This is a genomic window from Streptomyces sp. FXJ1.172, from assembly GCF_001636945.3.
Lineage (GTDB): Bacteria > Actinomycetota > Actinomycetes > Streptomycetales > Streptomycetaceae > Streptomyces.
This window is the reverse complement of record NZ_CP119133.2, coordinates 6,846,029-6,862,636: the sequence shown is the minus strand read 5'-3', so window position 1 is coordinate 6,862,636 and position 16,608 is coordinate 6,846,029. Positions and strand designations below refer to the sequence as shown.

The 16,608-nt window shown below is 71.1% G+C and carries 13 protein-coding genes; 10 read left to right on the top strand and 3 right to left on the bottom strand.

Annotated elements, in window-relative coordinates:
• Nucleotides 1–70 precede the first annotated feature (70 nt).
• Nucleotides 71–1,807, bottom strand: coding sequence for a lytic transglycosylase domain-containing protein (locus tag A6P39_RS30775; protein WP_067042833.1), 1,737 nt, complete (start codon nucleotides 1,805–1,807; stop codon nucleotides 71–73).
• A gap of 318 nt (nucleotides 1,808–2,125) precedes the next feature.
• Here A6P39_RS30775 and A6P39_RS30770 point away from each other — a divergent pair, with 318 nt between their 5' ends.
• A complete protein-coding gene (locus A6P39_RS30770) occupies nucleotides 2,126–3,013 on the top strand; it encodes a DUF4184 family protein (RefSeq protein ID WP_067042830.1) in 888 nt (295 codons plus the stop codon).
• On the opposite strand, the gene A6P39_RS30765 is transcribed toward A6P39_RS30770, so the two are convergent.
• Together A6P39_RS30765 and polA are read right to left on the bottom strand one after the other, a co-directional pair.
• Nucleotides 2,904–3,341: a hypothetical protein gene (locus A6P39_RS30765; RefSeq protein WP_067042827.1), complete on the bottom strand. Its 438-nt coding sequence runs from the start codon at nucleotides 3,339–3,341 to the stop codon at nucleotides 2,904–2,906. The genes A6P39_RS30770 and A6P39_RS30765 overlap by 110 nt on opposite strands.
• A 275-nt stretch (nucleotides 3,342–3,616) precedes the next feature.
• Nucleotides 3,617–6,343: a DNA polymerase I gene (gene polA, locus A6P39_RS30760; protein ID WP_067042824.1), complete on the bottom strand. Its 2,727-nt coding sequence runs from the start codon at nucleotides 6,341–6,343 to the stop codon at nucleotides 3,617–3,619.
• Between the two features lie 216 nt (nucleotides 6,344–6,559).
• On the opposite strand from polA, the gene A6P39_RS30755 reads away from it, so the two are divergent.
• The 9 genes from A6P39_RS30755 to A6P39_RS30715 all read left to right on the top strand — a co-directional run bounded on the left by A6P39_RS30755 (nucleotide 6,560) and on the right by A6P39_RS30715 (nucleotide 16,604).
• Nucleotides 6,560–8,872 carry an FdhF/YdeP family oxidoreductase gene (locus A6P39_RS30755; RefSeq protein ID WP_067042821.1) on the top strand — a complete coding sequence of 771 codons (2,313 nt, stop codon included), beginning with the start codon at nucleotides 6,560–6,562 and terminating at the stop codon, nucleotides 8,870–8,872.
• A 47-nt stretch (nucleotides 8,873–8,919) separates the two neighbouring features.
• Nucleotides 8,920–9,411, top strand: a complete 492-nt coding sequence (locus A6P39_RS30750) for a hotdog fold thioesterase (RefSeq protein WP_067042817.1) — start codon at nucleotides 8,920–8,922, stop codon at nucleotides 9,409–9,411.
• Nucleotides 9,412–9,464: 53 nt separating this feature from the next.
• Nucleotides 9,465–9,884 carry a hypothetical protein gene (locus A6P39_RS30745; RefSeq protein WP_234378802.1) on the top strand — a complete coding sequence of 140 codons (420 nt, stop codon included), beginning with the start codon at nucleotides 9,465–9,467 and terminating at the stop codon, nucleotides 9,882–9,884.
• Nucleotides 9,881–10,540, top strand: a complete 660-nt coding sequence (locus tag A6P39_RS30740) for a Tat pathway signal sequence domain protein (RefSeq protein ID WP_079133246.1) — start codon at nucleotides 9,881–9,883, stop codon at nucleotides 10,538–10,540. The genes A6P39_RS30745 and A6P39_RS30740 overlap by 4 nt, the downstream gene beginning before the upstream one ends.
• 271 nt (nucleotides 10,541–10,811) lie before the next feature.
• On the top strand, nucleotides 10,812–12,050 hold the full coding sequence (locus A6P39_RS30735) for a branched-chain amino acid ABC transporter substrate-binding protein (RefSeq protein ID WP_067042811.1): 1,239 nt from the start codon (nucleotides 10,812–10,814) through the stop codon (nucleotides 12,048–12,050).
• Nucleotides 12,051–12,164: 114 nt separating this feature from the next.
• Nucleotides 12,165–13,097 (top strand): branched-chain amino acid ABC transporter permease, encoded by a 933-nt coding sequence (locus tag A6P39_RS30730; RefSeq protein ID WP_067042808.1) that lies wholly within the window; start codon nucleotides 12,165–12,167, stop codon nucleotides 13,095–13,097.
• Nucleotides 13,098–13,102: 5 nt separating this feature from the next.
• Nucleotides 13,103–14,953, top strand: a complete 1,851-nt coding sequence (locus A6P39_RS30725; protein WP_067042805.1) for a branched-chain amino acid ABC transporter permease — start codon at nucleotides 13,103–13,105, stop codon at nucleotides 14,951–14,953.
• Nucleotides 14,954–14,958: 5 nt separating this feature from the next.
• Nucleotides 14,959–15,891: an ABC transporter ATP-binding protein gene (locus tag A6P39_RS30720; protein ID WP_067042802.1), complete on the top strand. Its 933-nt coding sequence runs from the start codon at nucleotides 14,959–14,961 to the stop codon at nucleotides 15,889–15,891.
• A complete protein-coding gene (locus A6P39_RS30715) occupies nucleotides 15,888–16,604 on the top strand; it encodes an ABC transporter ATP-binding protein (RefSeq protein ID WP_067042798.1) in 717 nt (238 codons plus the stop codon). The genes A6P39_RS30720 and A6P39_RS30715 overlap by 4 nt, the downstream gene beginning before the upstream one ends.
• Nucleotides 16,605–16,608 lie beyond the last annotated feature (4 nt).

Below are 16,608 nucleotides of genomic sequence, written 5' to 3'. Positions count from 1 at the left end.
GCGGTGCACGCACGAACGAGGGCGCCCTCCCCGCCGCTGCGGGAAGGGCGCCCTGCCGGACCGTGTGGTGTCAGGAAGACGGGGACGGGCTCGGCGACGGGCTCGCCGAGGTGTCGGCGGCGACCTTCAGCTCGACGGTGAGCGTCGCGCCGCCGGTGGTGGTGATCCGGAGCAGGAAGGTGCCGGTCGTATCGTCGGCGTACAGCTTCGGCAGCGTGAGCAGGCCCTTGGCGTCGGTCTGGAGACCGGTGAGCGTGCGTACGGGCTTGCCGTCCTTGTCCTTGAAGTAGGGGCCCTGGTCGTTCTCGCTGGGGTCGAGGGACGACTTGATCAGGGTGGCGGTGGCCGCGACCTTGTCCGCGACGGCGCCCTTGTACGTCGCCTTCACCTGGACCTGGTCGGCGAACTCGCCGCCCGGGGTACAGGTCAGCGGGGTGTCGCTGGTGCGGGCCAGAGTGTCGGCGGCGCGGGGGGTGACGGTGGCCGTGTAGGCGACGCCCCTGGCCGAGCGGCCCACGACGGCCGCGGTGACCTTGAAGTCGCCGGTCTTCTCGCCCGCCTGGAGCGCGGGGGCGTGCGCGATGCCCTGGGCGTCGGTGACGACCGTGGCCACGCTCTCGCCGCCGGTGAAGGTGGCGTCGGTGTCATCGCTGATCATGAACCGGATCCGCACCTTGGCGACGGACTTGCCGGCCTTGGTCTCGGCGCGGGTGGAGATCCGCTCGGTGAAGGTGTCGCCCGCCATCGCGGTGAGCTGGGTGGTGCCCGCGTCCTGGAGGTGGTCCACCGTGTCGGTGGGCGTGGGCGTCGGGACGGGCGGCTTCGGCGGGGTCGGGCTCGGGCTCCCGCCGCCGGGCGTACCGGGCTTGCTGGGCTTCGGGTCCGGCTTCGGGGTGGGCCTGGTCTTCGGCGGATCCGACGGCGTCGGCGTCGGGGACTGGGTGTGCCGGGTGCCGTCGTCGCTGCGGTGGCCCGGCACGCTGCCGCTGCCGTCGGGCACGGAGTGGGTGCCCTTGCGGTAGTACTCCAGCCAGCTAAGGACCGTGTTCAGGTAGTCCTGCGAGTTGTTGTAGCTGAGGATCGCGCTGTGCAGGCCGTCCTCGCGGGAGAGGTCCCAGCCGTTGCGGCACAGGTAGTGGCCGGCGGCGAGGGCGGCGTCGTAGACGTTGTTGGGGTCCTTCTTGCCGTCGCCGTTGCCGTCGCGGCCGGCCCAGGCCCAGGTCGACGGGATGAACTGCATCGGGCCGACGGCCCGGTCGTACTCGGAGCTGCCGTCGTAGACCCCGTGATCGGTGTCCTTGATGAGCGCGAAGCCGTTGCCGTCGAGCACCGGGCCCAGGATCGGGGTCAGCGTGGTGCCGTCGGCGTCGACCCGGCCGCCGTCGGCCTGGCCCGACTCGACCTCGCCGATGGCTGCGAGCAGTTGCCAGGGCAGGTTGCAGCCGGGCTTGGAGGAACGCAGTTCGGCCTCGGCCTTCTTGTAGGCGTCGAGGACCGTCGCCGGTATACCGGCCTCACCGTCCCCCTGGGCGACCGGGGTTCCGGCGCTCGGCGAAGAGCTGGGGCCCGGGCCGGGGTTGGGGCTGTTCAGCGGCGGGAGGTCCGTGTAGTACGGCGAGTTGCCGGTGGCGTTGCCGCCGGAGGCCGTGCCCGGTACGGGGACGGAGGCGCCGGCCGCCGCCTGTCTGCCGTGTTCCTTGCCGGTCGCTCCCGGAGCCTGGGACGCGGACAGAGCCGCGACCGCTGCCGCGGCCACGGCGGTGGTCGCCGCCCCCTTGCGCAGCCGCCTGCCGAAATGCGCCGCCATAGAGTGAACCCCTCCTGTGGACGCCCCTGCGTCCCTCTCCGTCCGCCTGCCTCGCTCTGGTGTGACGGTTGACCCGGTGCACAGGTTGCATCTGTTGCGCAGTTCCCTCTGTGCAACGCGTGTGCGACCGTGCGCCGGCCCGGCGCCGCAGGTGACCCTACGGCAACTTGCTTGACCCGGGCACCCGTTCCCGTCCGATTTTCACCGGTTGGCCGACTTTCGTCGTCGGCCCTGGCGCCCCGCTCCGGCCTCGCATACTGAACGGGCCTGATCACCGGCTTCCGGCGGTCCGCCCGACGACCGTCCGAGGGGGCCCCGTTGCCGTTCACACTCAGCCACGCGGCGGCCATGCCGCCCGCCATCCGCCGGGACGGAACCGGCCGCGGGCCGCTGGTGCCGGCGGTGCTCGTCGCGGGGTCGTTCGCGCCCGATACGACCTTCTACGCGGCGAATGTCCTGCCCGGCGGCATGGAATTCGGCGCGGTCACGCACGCGTTCGCCGGGGTCGTGACGGTCGATGTGCTGATCGCCTGGGCGCTGGTGGGGCTCTGGCTGCTGGTCCGGGAGCCGTTGCTCGCGCTGCTGCCCCCCTCCCGGCAGGGCCGGCCGGCCGCCCTGCTGCGCTGCGGTGCGACACGCGCGCGTGTGCGGGCCGCCGAGGCGGGGTGGTGGTACGTCTCCGCGGTACTGGGCGGGCTGACGCATGTGGTGTGGGACGCGTTCACACACGACGGCCGGTGGGGGACGCGGCTGGTTCCGGCCGTCGAACGCGACCGTCCGATGGGTGTGCCGCTGTTCTCGTGGCTGCAGTACGGCTCGTCCGTGGCGGGCGCGGCCGTGCTCGCGGTGTTCGCCGCGCGGGCGCTACGGCGGCTGCCGGCCGGGGCACCGGTGGGGGTGCCGGCGCTGTCCGCGCGGGACCGGTGGCGGGCCATGGCGGTCATCGGCGGGTGCGCCGTGGCCGGGGCGGTGCAGCGGGTGGCGCGGGAGTGGCCGGGCGGGGGCGCGTCGGCCCGGGTGTGGGAGCTGGTGCCTGCGCTGTGCTTCGGGGCGGGCGCGGGGCTGGTCCCGGGGCTGCTGCTGTACGCCGGCGGGGTCAGGGTGTTGCGTCGGGGCCCGGCGCCGGACGGTCCTGGAGGTCCCGGCGGTCCCGGAGGTCCCGGTGAGGCGGTCTCTGCGGGTCGGGAGCGGCCGGCCGCTCGGTGAGGGACGCGACGAAGACCGTGAGGGTGGGCCGGGGGCGCGATCTCGGAATCAGTGTGAGCGCGAGGGCGAGATAGCCGCGGGCCAGGTCGGCCCACTGGCGCCAGTCCGGGACGTGGTCCGTGCGGGCGGCCGGGCCGGTGAGTCTGCGCCGCAGGACCGTGGCGGCCGTGCGTACGGTTTCGGCCAGGTCGGCGGGGATGCGGGCGGTGCTTGCGTCGGCCGCGAGGGCCGGGACCGGCGAGGCCGGCAGGGCCTGCGCCGAGGCGGTGTCCGCCCAGGCCCGGGTGTCTGCCTCGGGCGTCCGGCGGTGAAGCGTGCGTATACCCATGCCCGCAGTGTTGCGGCTGCGGGGGGTGCGGGGCGTTTTGACGGGGGCCACGTGAGTGACGGGCCCTGCGGGGGCGCGGCCCGCGTTCAGTCGCGGACGCCGGTTCGGTGTGCTGGTGGGGCGGGGTGCCGTGGGGTGGGGTGGGGTGCCGTGATGGGTCGGGGCGGGCCGTGGGGGTCGGGGCGGGCCGTGGGGGGCGGGCACCGCCGGTCCGCGTCGCGGGGGCGCTGTCCTCGGCCTTCGCCGGCAGCGCCCCCTCGTCTGCGCACCGCGGGTCAGTGCGCCGCGGACTCCCAGTCCGGGCCCGCGCCCACCGAGACGTCCAGGGGGGCCCTGAGCTGGACGGCGCCCGCCATCTCGCGGCGGACGATCTCCTCCGTGGCCCGGCGCTCGCCGGGGGCGATCTCCAGGACGATTTCGTCGTGGACCTGCAGGAGCATGCGGGACTTCAGGTCCGCCGCCCGCAGCGCGCTGTCCACCTTGAGCATGGCGATCTTGACGATGTCGGCCGCCGTGCCCTGGATGGGCGCGTTGAGGGCCATGCGCTCGGCCGCCTCGCGGCGCTGGCGGTTGTCGCTGTTGAGGTCGGGCAGATAGCGGCGGCGGCCGAAGAGCGTCGCTGTGTAGCCCGTCGCCCGGGCCTCGTCGACCGCGCGGCGCAGATAGTCCCGGACCCCGCCGAAGCGCTCGAAGTAGGTGTCCATGAGGGCGCGTGCCTCTCCCGCGTCGATGTTCAGCTGCTGGGAGAGGCCGAATGCGGACAGGCCGTAGGCGAGGCCGTACGACATCGCCTTGATCTTGCGGCGCATCTCCGCGTCCACGGCGTCCCGCTCGACCGCGAAGACCTGGGAGGCGACCGTGGTGTGCAGGTCCTCGCCGGAGGTGAACGCCTCGATCAGGCCCTCGTCCTCGGAGAGGTGGGCCATCACGCGCAGCTCGATCTGGCTGTAGTCGGCGGTCATCAGCGACTCGAAGCCCTCGCCGACCACGAAGCCACGGCGGATCGCCCGGCCCTCGTCCGTACGCACCGGGATGTTCTGCAGGTTCGGGTCCGTGGAGGACAGGCGGCCGGTCGCGGCCACCGTCTGGTTGAACGTGGTGTGGATCCGGCCGTCGCCCGCGATCGTCTTGATCAGGCCCTCGACGGTGACGCGCAGCTTCGCCTGCTCGCGGTGGCGGAGCATGATGACCGGCAGTTCGTTGTCGGTCTGGGTGGCGAGCCAGGCGAGGGCGTCGGCGTCCGTGGTGTAGCCGGTCTTGGTCTTCTTGGTCTTGGGCAGGGCCAGTTCGCCGAAGAGGACCTCCTGGAGCTGCTTGGGCGAGCCCAGGTTGAACTCGTGCCCGGCGGCGGCGTGGGCCTCCTTCACGGCCTGCTGCACCGCGCCCGCGAACGTCTGCTCCATCGCCTCCAGATGCGCGCGGTCGGCCGCGATGCCGTGCCGCTCCATACGGGCGAGCAGGGTGGAGGTGGGCAGCTCCATGTCACGCAGGAGGTCCGCCGCACCCACCTCCTCGAGGCGGGCCTCGAAGGCCTCGCCCAGGTCGAGGACCGCGCGGGCCTGGATCATCAGGGCCTCGGCCTCGGCGCCGTCGTCCGCGCCGAAGGCGAGCTGGCCGTCGGCCGCGGCGGCGGGCGCCAGCTCGCGGTGCAGGTACTCCAGGGACAGCGTGTCCAGGTCGAAGGAGCGGCGGCCCGGCTTGACCAGGTAGGCGGCGAGCGCGGTGTCCATGGTCACGCCCTCGACGCTCCAGCCGTGCTCGGCGAGGACGCGCATGGCGCCCTTGGCGTTGTGGAACACCTTGGGGCGGGCGGCGTCGGCCAGCCAGGCGGCGAACGCGTTCTCGTCGGCCTCGTCCAGCTCGGCCGGGTCGAACCAGGCGGCCGCTCCCCCGGCCGCGGCGAGGGCGACCTCGGCGACCGAGCCGGTGCCCAGCGCCCAGGTGTCGACGGTGGCGACGCCCAGGGCCTGGCCGGCGTGCTCGGCGAGCCAGGGGGCCAGCTCGCCGGTGCCCAGGACCGTGCCGTCGATCGCCACGCCCTCGGCGGCGATCGGCGTGGTCTCGGCCTCCTCCGCGCCCGGGTCGACGGCGTAGAGACGCTCGCGCAGGGACGGGTTGCGGATCTCCAGGGTGTCCAGGACCATCGCGACGGCCTTGCGGTCGTACGGGCCCCGCTGCAGCTCGGCGACCGTCTTGGGCAGCTCGACCTGGCGCTCCAGCTCGGTCAGGACGCGGTTGAGCTTGACCGATTCCAGGTGGTCGCGCAGGTTCTGCCCGGCCTTGCCCTTGACCTCGTCGGCCCGCTCGACCAGCTCGGCGAACGAGCCGAACTGGTTGATCCACTTCGCGGCGGTCTTCTCGCCGACGCCGGGGATGCCGGGGAGGTTGTCGGACGGGTCGCCGCGCAGGGCCGCGAAGTCGGGGTACTGGGCGGGCGTCAAGCCGTACTTCTCGGAAACCTTCTCCGGGGTGAACCGGGTCAGCTCCGAGACGCCCTTCGTCGGGTAGAGCACTGTGATGTTCTCGGTGACCAGCTGGAAGGAGTCGCGGTCGCCGGTGACGATCAGGACCTCGAAGCCCGCGGCCTCGGCCTGGGTGGCGAGCGTGGCGATGACGTCGTCCGCCTCGAAGCCCTCGACGGCGAAGCGCGGGGCGTGCATCGCGTCGAGCAGCTCGCCGATCAGCTCGACCTGGCCCTTGAACTCGTCCGGGGTCTTGGAGCGGTTCGCCTTGTACTCGGTGAACCGCTCGGAGCGCCAGGTCTTGCGCGAGACGTCGAAGGCCACCGCGAAGTGCGTGGGCTCCTCGTCACGCAGGGTGTTGGCCAGCATCGACGCGAAGCCGTAGATCGCGTTCGTCGGCTGGCCGGTCGCGGTCGTGAAGTTCTCCGCGGGCAGCGCGAAGAACGCGCGGTAGGCCAGCGAGTGCCCGTCCATGAGCATCAGCCGGGGACGGGTGCCGCCGGGGGTCTTGTCGGTCTTCTTCGATGCTGTCTCTGCCACGTCCCCGATCCTGCCACGCCGCACTGACACTCCGGTCCGGGGCGCCGAGGGTCGTCGCCCGGTCACGCGACGTGCCGGTGGTGACGCGGCGGAGGAAGGCGGGCGGGGTGAAGGGCGGAGTGAAGGTGAGAAGCACACGGGCGACGGTGGCGTTGTCACCGGGCCGTGGGAGGATCGACCGTCCAGCGGGCACACGCAGTCGAAGGGGAGCGTGCGATGGCGACGAAGCCGCCGAAGGGTGATCCGGTCCAGGATGCGCCGCAGATCGCGGAGCCGAAGCACGCGGCCGCGGGGCTGCCGGCCATCGGCCACAGCCTGCGCATGGCCCAGCAGCAGATGGGTGTGCGGCGCACCACCCTGACGCTGCTGCAGGTGAACCAGAAGAAGGGCTTCGACTGCCCGGGCTGCGCCTGGCCGGAGCCGGACCACCGGCACACCCTGGAGTTCTGCGAGAACGGCGCGAAGGCGGTCGCCGAGGAGGCCACCCTGCGCCGGGTCGCACCGGAGTTCTTCGCCGCGCACCCGGTGGCCGACCTGGCCACCAGGAGCGGTTACTGGCTGGGCCAGCAGGGCCGGCTCACGCACCCCATGTATCTCCCCGAGGGCGGCACGCACTACGAGCCGGTCACCTGGGAGCGCGCCTTCGGCATCGTCGCCGAGGAGATCGCGGCCCTCGGCTCCCCCGACGAGGCCGTCTTCTACACCTCGGGCCGCACCAGCAACGAGGCCGCGTTCCTGTACCAGCTCTTCGCGCGCGAGCTGGGCACGAACAACCTGCCCGACTGCTCCAACATGTGCCACGAGTCGTCCGGGTCGGCGCTCAGCGAGACCATCGGCATCGGCAAGGGCAGCGTCCTGCTGGAGGACCTGTACAAGGCCGACCTGATCATCGTCGCCGGCCAGAACCCGGGCACAAACCATCCCCGCATGCTCTCCGCGCTGGAGCGGGCCAAGGCGAACGGCGCGAAGATCATCAGCGTCAATCCGCTGCCCGAGGCCGGCCTGGAGCGGTTCAAGAACCCGCAGACCGCCCAGGGGCTGCTGAAGGGCGCCGCCCTCACCGACCTGTTCCTGCAGATCCGCATCGGCGGCGACCAGGCGCTCTTCCGGCTCCTCAACAAGCTGATCCTCGAGACGCAGGGCGCGGTCGACGAGGAGTTCGTCCGCGAACACACCCACGGCTTCGAGGAGTTCGCCGAGGCCGCCCGCGCCGCCGACTGGGCCGGGACGCTGGCCGCGACGGGCCTCACGCGCGCGGAGATCGAGCAGGCGCTGGGCATGGCGCTCGCCTCGAAGCGCACGATCGTCTGCTGGGCGATGGGCCTCACCCAGCACAAGCACGCGGTGCCGACCATCCGCGAGGTGGTCAACTTCCTGCTGCTGCGCGGCAACATCGGCCGGCCGGGCGCGGGCGTGTGTCCGGTGCGCGGCCACTCCAACGTGCAGGGCGACCGCACGATGGGCATCTTCGAGCGGCCGGCCCCGGCCTTCCTGGACGCGCTGGAGAAGGAGTTCGGGTTCGCCCCGCCGCGCGAGCACGGCTTCGACGTCGTACGGGCCATCCGGGCGCTGCGCGACGGGGAGGCGAAGGTGTTCTTCGCCATGGGCGGCAACTTCGTCTCCGCCTCCCCCGACACCGAGGTCACCGAGGCCGCGATGCGGCGGGCGCGGCTGACCGTGCATGTGTCGACCAAGCTCAACCGCTCGCACGTGGTCACCGGCGCGCGGGCGCTGATCCTGCCCACGCTGGGCCGCACCGAGCGGGACGTGCAGGCCTCCGGCGAGCAGTTCGTGACCGTGGAGGACTCGATGGGCATGGTGCACGCCTCGCGCGGGCGGCTCGCGCCGGCGAGCCCGCGGCTGCGCTCCGAGCCCGCGATCATCTGCGGCCTGGCGCGCCGGGTGCTCGGCGAGAGGAGCGTCGTGCCCTGGGAGGAGTTCGAGAAGGACTACGCGACGATCCGTGACCGCATCGCGCGTGTGGTCCCCGGTTTCCAGGACTTCAACGCGCGCGTGGCGCACCCCGGCGGCTTCGCGCTGCCGCATGCCCCGCGCGACGAGCGCCGCTTCCCGACCGCCACCGGCAAGGCGAACTTCACGGCGGCGCCAGTGGAATACCCGGACCTGCCCGAGGGCCGGCTGCTGCTGCAGACCCTGCGCTCGCACGACCAGTACAACACCACGATCTACGGCCTCGACGACCGCTACCGGGGCATCACGGGCGGCCGCCGGGTGGTGCTGGTGCACCCCGAGGACGCCCGGGCGCTCGGGTTCACCGAGGGGGCGTACGTCGACCTGGTCAGCGAGTGGAAGGACGGCGTGGAGCGGCGGGCGCCCGGCTTCCGGATCGTGCACTACCCGACGGCCCGGGGCTGCGCGGCGGCCTACTACCCCGAGACGAACGTCCTGGTCCCGCTCGACGCGACCGCCGACACCAGCAACACCCCGGCCAGCAAGTCCGTCGTCGTACGTCTCGAAGATCACACGGGGAGCAGGGCGGACCGTCTGGAACAATCGGCGACCGACTGAGCGTTTGCTCAGCGAGGAGACAGTGGTACGACGAAGGAGCCGGGCCCATGGGCGAGCAGCAGCAAGTGAAGTTCCCGCAGGACGTCATCGACGAGTACGCGGCGCTCGGTGTCGACCTGCCCGCGCTGTTCTCGGCCGGCCACCTGGGCACGCGGATGGGTGTGCAGATCCTTGAGGCCTCGGCGGACAAGGTCGTCGGGACCATGCCGGTGGAGGGCAACACCCAGCCGTACGGGCTGCTGCACGGCGGCGCCTCCGCGGTGCTGGCGGAAACCCTGGGCTCGGTGGGCTCCATGCTGCACGGCGGCAGCTCGAAGATCGCCGTCGGTGTGGACCTCAACTGCACACACCACCGCGGGGTCCGCTCGGGCCTGGTGACGGGTGTGGCCACGCCCGTGCACCGGGGGCGGTCGACGGCGACGTACGAGATCGTGATCAGCGACGAGGAGGGCCGCCGGGTGTGCAGCGCCCGGCTGACCTGCCTGTTGCGGGACGTGCCGTCCGGCGGCGCGGCGCAGGTGCCGCCCGCCGCGGGCTGACCGGCTCGTCCCGGGCCGTTGCCCCCTGCCGTCCCGGCCCTTAGCTTCGGGACATGGGACGGCGAGGGGACCCCCGGCCGGGGGCGAGGTTCCTGCTGCTCGGGCCGGCGATGTGCGCGCTCGTGCTGACAACGGCCTGCGGCGCGCCCGGCGGCACCGGACACCACGCCGCCCCGGACCCCCCTCACGCCACCCCGCCCTCCCCCGCCCCCACTTCCCCCGCCGGCCTGTGCGCCCGGCTCGTCGCACACTGGTCGCGCGAGGTGCTCGACGGCACCACCTACGGCGACTACCAGTCGATGGGGCTGTCCAACGGGGAGTACGAGATCCTGCGGGGCGTCGTGGACGCGGCGCGGCCCGTGAGACGGCGTCAAGGGACCAGTGCCGCCGATGAGTTGATCGTCCGTCGGGCCAGTGCCGCCTGCGACGGGCGCTACCGGCACGGGGCTCCGAGCGAAAGCCCCTGGCAGTGAGCGGCATCGGCCCCCTGGAGCCCGGCGAGGGCACGCACGCGTGGGACACCGGGGAGGCACCCCCAACTGCCCACCGCACAGAGCGGATCCGCACGGCACTGGTGACCCGTTACGCCCGCCACCGCCGTGCCAGCCTCGCCCTCGCCACGGCCGCCGCACTCCTCGGCGCGGGCGGCTACCTCTACGCCACCCGGCCCCAGCGGCCGCCGTCGCCTCCGCCGCCCCCGACGCCGTATCCCGCCCAGGCGGTGGACGTCGCCTACGCGGGCGGACGGCCCACCGCGGCCGGTGCTCCGCCGCGCAGCTTCAGCTTCGCGGTGCTACTGAGCGTGGAGTCCGGGCCGCCGGTCACCGTGACCCGGGTGACCCAGCCGTACGCGGGACTGTCGCTGGTGACGGACCCGCGAACCCCCTTCCGGACAAAGGCGGGATCCGACCGCAAGATCACCATAACCATGCACGTGACGGAATGCGGAAAAGTACCTAAGGACGCCGGACTTCCTTTCCTGGACGTAACTCTGCGTAATACGCGTGCAATGCAGATTCAGAGCTACATCCTCGGCGCGCGCTACGCGCAACACCTCTCCCAGGCACTGAAAGCCGCCTGCGGCAACAAGATCATGACATCACCAAAACCCTCGAGACGCCTGAATTGATCATGGTGAATCCTGCGGGTTCTCATCATGCGGACGGAGCGAATCGGGCGGAATTCCGACCTTCCCCCCAGGGCGTACCGCTCTGCATTACGTCGTGTCATAACAAGAGCGTCACAGCCTCGGTCAGAGTCTCCTCCACGTTCCCTGCACACGCTTAGAGTCACCGCCAGTCACCGCGCCGACGGATTGTCTTTTGGGCTTGTCACTTCGGGCAGGCGCGCGGCTCGACCGTTTCCAGCGGGAGACGGTCGTCCAGGGGAAAGGACTGATCGTGCGTCAACGTTCGCTCATCGCCATCACCGCCGCGCTGGCAGCGGGAGCACTCACCCTCACCGCCTGCGGCTCGCGCGACAGCGGCGACAAGGGTTCCGGCTCCGACAAGGGTGGCGGCAACACCGTCGTCATCGGTGTCGACGCCCCGCTGACCGGCGACCTGTCCGCGCTCGGCCTGGGTATCAAGAACTCGGTGGACCTGGCCGTGAACACGGCCAACAAGCAGAACTTCGTCAAGGGCATCACGTTCAAGATCTCGGCCAAGGACGACCAGGCGCAGCCCTCTTCCGGCCAGCAGAACGCCTCCGCGTTCGTCTCCGACTCCTCCGTCCTCGGCGTCGTCGGCCCGCTGAACTCCTCCGTCGCGCAGTCGATGCAGAAGGTCTTCGACGACAACAAACTGGTGGAGGTCTCACCCGCCAACACCAGCCCGGACCTGACCCAGGGCACCAACTGGCAGACCAGCAAGCAGCGCCCGTACAAGTCGTACTTCCGCACCGCGACCACGGACGCCATCCAGGGCCCGTTCGCCGCCCAGTACATCTACAACAAGGCCAAGAAGACCAAGGTCTTCGTCATCGACGACAAGAAGACCTACGGCGCCGGTCTCGCCAAGACCTTCACCAACGAGTTCACGAAACTCGGCGGAAAGGTGGTCGGCACCGAGCACATCAACCCCGACACCAAGGACTTCTCCGCGGTCGCCACCAAGGTCAAGAACTCCGGTGCCGAGGTGGTCTATTACGGCGGCGAGTACCCGCAGGCCGGCCCGCTCAGCAAGCAGATCAAGTCCGCCGGCGCCAACATCCCGCTGATCGGCGGCGACGGCATCTACGACCCCACCTTCATCAAGCTGGCCGGCCCCGCCGCCACCGGTGACTTCGCGACCTCGGTCGGCGCGCCGGTCGAGACCCTGGCCTCCGCCAAGGACTTCGTCGCCAACTACAAGGCGGGGGGCTACAAGGACGACTACGCGGCCTACGGCGGCTACTCCTACGACTCGGCCTGGGCGATCATCGAGGCCGTGAAGAAGGTCGTCGACGACAACGGCGGCAAGCTGCCGTCCGACGCCCGCGCGAAGGTCACCGCCGCGGTGCAGAACGTGTCCTTCGACGGTGTGACCGGCAAGGTCTCCTTCGACCAGTACGGTGACGCGACCAACAAGCAGCTCACTGTCTACTCCGTGACGAGCGGCGCCTGGAAGGCCGTGGAGTCCGGCACCTACAACGGCGGCTGACCCCACCCCACCCGCACCAGCCGAGCCGCGCGGGGCGCTGTTCCACTGGCGCCCCGCGCGGACTCGCATCCGGCCCCATCCGTCGAACGTTCCGAACATCTCGGAGGACATGCGGTGAACGAACTGCCGCAGCAGCTGGTCAACGGCCTGCTCCTAGGATCCATGTACGGGCTGGTCGCCATCGGCTACACAATGGTCTACGGCATCGTCCAGCTCATCAACTTCGCCCACGGCGAGATCTTCATGACCGGCGCCTTCGGCGCACTCACGGTCTACGCGTACATCCTTCCCGACGGCACCTCGATGTGGGTCGCCCTGCCGCTGATGCTGATCGGCGCGATCCTCGTCTCCGTCACCGTCGCCGTCGGAGCGGAACGGTTCGCCTACCGCCCGCTGCGCACCGCCCCGCGCCTCGCGCCCCTCATCACCGCCATCGGTCTGTCCCTGGCGCTGCAGCAGGCGGTGTGGGCCTGGTACCCGCAGGCGAAGTCCGCCCGCACGTTCCCGACCATTCCGGGCGGCCCCTTCACCATAGGCAACGTCACGATCCAGACCGGTGACATCTTCCTGGTGGCCGCGGCCCCGCTCAGCATGGCGTTCCTCGCCTACTTCGTGATGCGCACCCGTACCGGCCGCGGCATGCAGGCCACCGCCCAGGATCCGGACACCGCGAAGCTGATGGGCGTCAACACCGACCGCATCATCGTGATCGCGTTCGCCCTCGGTGCCGCCTTCGCGGCCGTCGGAGGTGTCGCCTACGGTCTCAAGTACGGCCAGATCGACTTCAAGATCGGCTTCCTCCTCGGGCTGAAGGCCTTCACCGCGGCCGTCCTCGGCGGCATCGGCAACATCTACGGCGCCATGCTCGGCGGTCTCGTCCTCGGTGTGGCCGAGGCCCTGTCCACCGCCTACATCTCGGACATCCCCGGCATGGACAAGTTCGGCAGCCAGTCCTGGGCAGACGTCTGGGCGTTCGTACTCCTCATCCTCGTGCTGCTGTTCAGGCCGCAGGGCCTGCTCGGCGAGCGCGTGGCGGACAGGGCGTGACAGCGATGACCACACAGACCACACCGTCCGAGTCCCCCAAGTCGCCCGGGACGACGGCGGCTTCGAGCACCCCCGCGGCCGCTCCGCGCGGCCTGATCGGCCTGCCGGCCCCGCTCGGGCGGGCCCTCGCCACCGGCGGCGGCGTCCTCGCCATCGTCTCCACGTTCATGTCCTGGACCTGGACCACCAACTTCCCCGGCGACCTCACGGTCTACGGCTACCCGGGCGGCCTGCAGGTCCTGGTGCTGATCGGCGGCGTCCTCACCACCTTGTTCGGCCTCGCCTCCTACGGCGTCAAGGGCCTCGGCCACCTGACGCCCGGCAACGCGGACGCCGCGCTGAAGATGGCCGCACTCGGCACCTTCGGCACCGCCTGGTACACCGTCATCGCCATCAGCGCGGAGCTGGGCGGCCTGGTGAACCTGGACCCGGGCGGCTTCGTCGTCGCCGTCGCCACGCTCGTCGCCCTGCTCGGCGCGCTGGCCCTGCCGTTCACGCGGCCGGAGCCGGACCCGGTCGACCCGGACGACACCGGCTGGGAGCTGTTCAGGCACAACGCCCGGCAGAACTGGAACACGTTCCGCGCGGCCTTCGCGAGCGAGGCCCCGGCGCCGGCCCGCCCGCTGCCCTCCTGGGCCGAGATCCTCGTCATCATCGCGGCCATGGCCGTGGGCCTGATCGTCTTCAGCTACGGCGTCGGCACGCCGTACGACGAACTGTTCGTCGGCTTCCTGATCATCGCCGGCTTCGGTTTCGCCGCGCTCTCCAAGGCCGGACTCGTGGCCCGCGTCTCGGCAATCACCACGAAGCACCGGAACATCACCATGACCGGCGCCTTCGTCGCCGCCGCGGCCTTCCCGTTCACCCAGTCCAACGACCAGTACGCGACGATCGGCGTCTACATCCTGATCTTCGCGACCGTCGCGCTGGGCCTGAACATCGTCGTCGGCCTCGCCGGCCTCCTCGACCTCGGATACGTCGCCTTCCTCGGTGTCGGCGCCTACACCGCGGCCCTGGTCTCCGGCTCGCCGTCCTCGCCGCTGCACGTGCACTGGCCGTTCTGGGCCTCGGCGCTGCTCGGCGCGGTCGTCGCCATGGTCTTCGGCGTCATCATCGGCGCCCCGACCCTGCGGCTGCGCGGCGACTACCTGGCCATCGTGACGCTCGGCTTCGGTGAGATCTTCCGGATCACCGTCCTCAACATGGACGGCACCTCGGGCCCGGACGTCACCAACGGCTCCAACGGCATCTCCTCGATCCCGAACCTGAACATCCTCGGCTTCGACTTCGGCCAGGAGCACCAGATCCTCGGCTCCACCATCGGCAGGTTCGCCAACTACCTGCTGCTGATGCTGGTCATCACGCTCATCGTGGTCGTCGTGTTCCGGCGCAGCAGCGACTCGCGCATCGGCCGCGCCTGGGTCGCCATCCGCGAGGACGAGACCGCCGCGCTCGCCATGGGCATCAACGGCTTCCGGGTCAAGCTCATCGCCTTCGCGCTCGGCGCCTGCCTGGCCGGGCTCTCCGGCTCCGTCCAGGGCCACGTCACCTACACGGTGACCCCGGAGCAGTACCAGTTCGCCTACGCCGTGCCGCCCAACTCGGCCTTCCTGCTGGCCGCGGTGGTCCTCGGCGGCATGGGCACCATCTCCGGTCCGCTGGTCGGCGCGTCCCTGCTGTACCTGATCCCGGCCAAGCTCCAGTTCCTGGGCGACTACCAGCTCTTCGCCTTCGGCGTCACCCTCATCCTGCTGATGCGCTTCCGCCCGGAGGGTCTCATCCCCAACCGGCGCCGCCAGCTCGAGTTCCACGAAGAGGCCGACGCGCCCGCCGTCCTCACCAAGGCAGGGGCCTGACCACGATGACCACCGACACCACCACCCAGGGCACCGCCCCCGGCGCCTCCGCCCCCGGCGAGGCCGTCCTCGACGCCCGCGGCGTGACCATGCGCTTCGGCGGCCTGACCGCCGTACGCAATGTGGACCTGACCGTGAACAGCGGCGAGATCGTCGGCCTGATCGGCCCCAACGGCGCCGGGAAGACGACCTTCTTCAACTGCCTGACCGGCCTGTACGTGCCCACCGAAGGCGAGGTCCGCTACCAGGGCCAGGTGCTGCCGCCGAAGTCCTTCAAGGTCACCGCGGCCGGCATCGCCCGGACCTTCCAGAACATCCGGCTGTTCGCGAACATGACCGTGCTGGAGAACGTCCTCGTCGGCCGGCACACCCGCACCAAGGAGGGCCTGTGGTCGGCGCTGCTGCGCGGCCCGGGATTCCACCGCGCCGAGGCGGCCTCCCGCGAACGGGCCCTGGAACTGCTGCGGTTCGTGGGCCTGGAGAGCAAGGCCGAGCACCTCGCCCGCAACCTCCCCTACGGCGAGCAGCGCAAGCTGGAGATCGCCCGCGCCCTGGCCAGCGAGCCCGGTCTGCTGCTGCTCGACGAGCCGACGGCCGGCATGAACCCGCAGGAGACCCGGGCCACCGAGGAACTGGTCTTCGCCATCCGGGACCAGGGGATCGCCGTCCTCGTCATCGAGCACGACATGCGCTTCATCTTCAACCTCTGCGACCGGGTGGCCGTCCTGGTGCAGGGCGAGAAGCTGGTCGAGGGCGACAGCGCGACCGTCCAGGGCGACGAGCGTGTGATCGCGGCCTACCTCGGCGAACCCTTCGAGGACGCGCCCGGCGACGAGGAGGTGGCCGAGGTCGAGGCCGCCGAGGCACAGGCAGAGGCGGCCGAGGCGGACACCGAGAACACGACCGACGCCGCGCCCGGCAAGGAGAACGACCGATGACCGCACTGCTCGAAGTCGAGGACCTGAGGGTCGCCTACGGCAAGATCGAGGCCGTCAAGGGCATCTCCTTCACGGTCGAGGCCGGTCAGGTGGTCACCCTCATCGGCACCAACGGGGCCGGCAAGACCACCACCCTGCGCACGCTGTCCGGTCTGCTGAAGCCGGTCGGCGGGCAGATCCGGTTCGGCGGCAAGTCGCTGAAGAAGGTCCCGGCCCACCAGATCGTCGCGCTGGGGCTCGCCCACTCCCCCGAGGGGCGGCACATCTTCCCGCGCATGACCATCGAGGACAATCTGCGCCTCGGGGCGTTCCTGCGCAGCGACAAGCCGGGCATCGAGAAGGACATCCAGCGCGCCTACGACCTCTTCCCCATCCTCGGGGAGCGCAGGAAGCAGGCCGCGGGCACCCTCTCCGGCGGTGAGCAGCAGATGCTGGCGATGGGCAGGGCGCTGATGTCCCAGCCGAAGCTGCTGATGCTGGACGAGCCGTCGATGGGTCTGTCGCCGATCATGATGCAGAAGATCATGGCGACGATCGCCGAGCTGAAGTCCCAGGGCACGACGATCCTGCTGGTCGAGCAGAACGCCCAGGCCGCGCTGTCACTGGCCGACCAGGGGCATGTCATGGAGGTCGGCACGATCGCCCTGTCCGGCACGGGGCAGAACCTGCTGCACGACGAGTCCGTGCGCAAGGCGTACCTGGGCGAGGACTGAACCG

Excerpts from the sequence above, each read along its gene's own strand:
- A6P39_RS30775 (WP_067042833.1), bottom strand. The coding sequence starts at position 1,807 with ATGGCGGCGCATTTCGGCAGGCGGCTGCGCAAGGGGGCGGCGACCACC.
- A6P39_RS30765 (WP_067042827.1), bottom strand. The coding sequence starts at position 3,341 with ATGGGTATACGCACGCTTCACCGCCGGACGCCCGAGGCAGACACCCGG.
- A6P39_RS30755 (WP_067042821.1), top strand. The coding sequence starts at position 6,560 with ATGGCGACGAAGCCGCCGAAGGGTGATCCGGTCCAGGATGCGCCGCAG.
- A6P39_RS30750 (WP_067042817.1), top strand. The coding sequence starts at position 8,920 with ATGGGCGAGCAGCAGCAAGTGAAGTTCCCGCAGGACGTCATCGACGAG.
- A6P39_RS30745 (WP_234378802.1), top strand. The coding sequence starts at position 9,465 with ATGGGACGGCGAGGGGACCCCCGGCCGGGGGCGAGGTTCCTGCTGCTC.
- A6P39_RS30725 (WP_067042805.1), top strand. The coding sequence starts at position 13,103 with ATGACCACACAGACCACACCGTCCGAGTCCCCCAAGTCGCCCGGGACG.
- A6P39_RS30720 (WP_067042802.1), top strand. The coding sequence starts at position 14,959 with ATGACCACCGACACCACCACCCAGGGCACCGCCCCCGGCGCCTCCGCC.
- A6P39_RS30715 (WP_067042798.1), top strand. The coding sequence starts at position 15,888 with ATGACCGCACTGCTCGAAGTCGAGGACCTGAGGGTCGCCTACGGCAAG.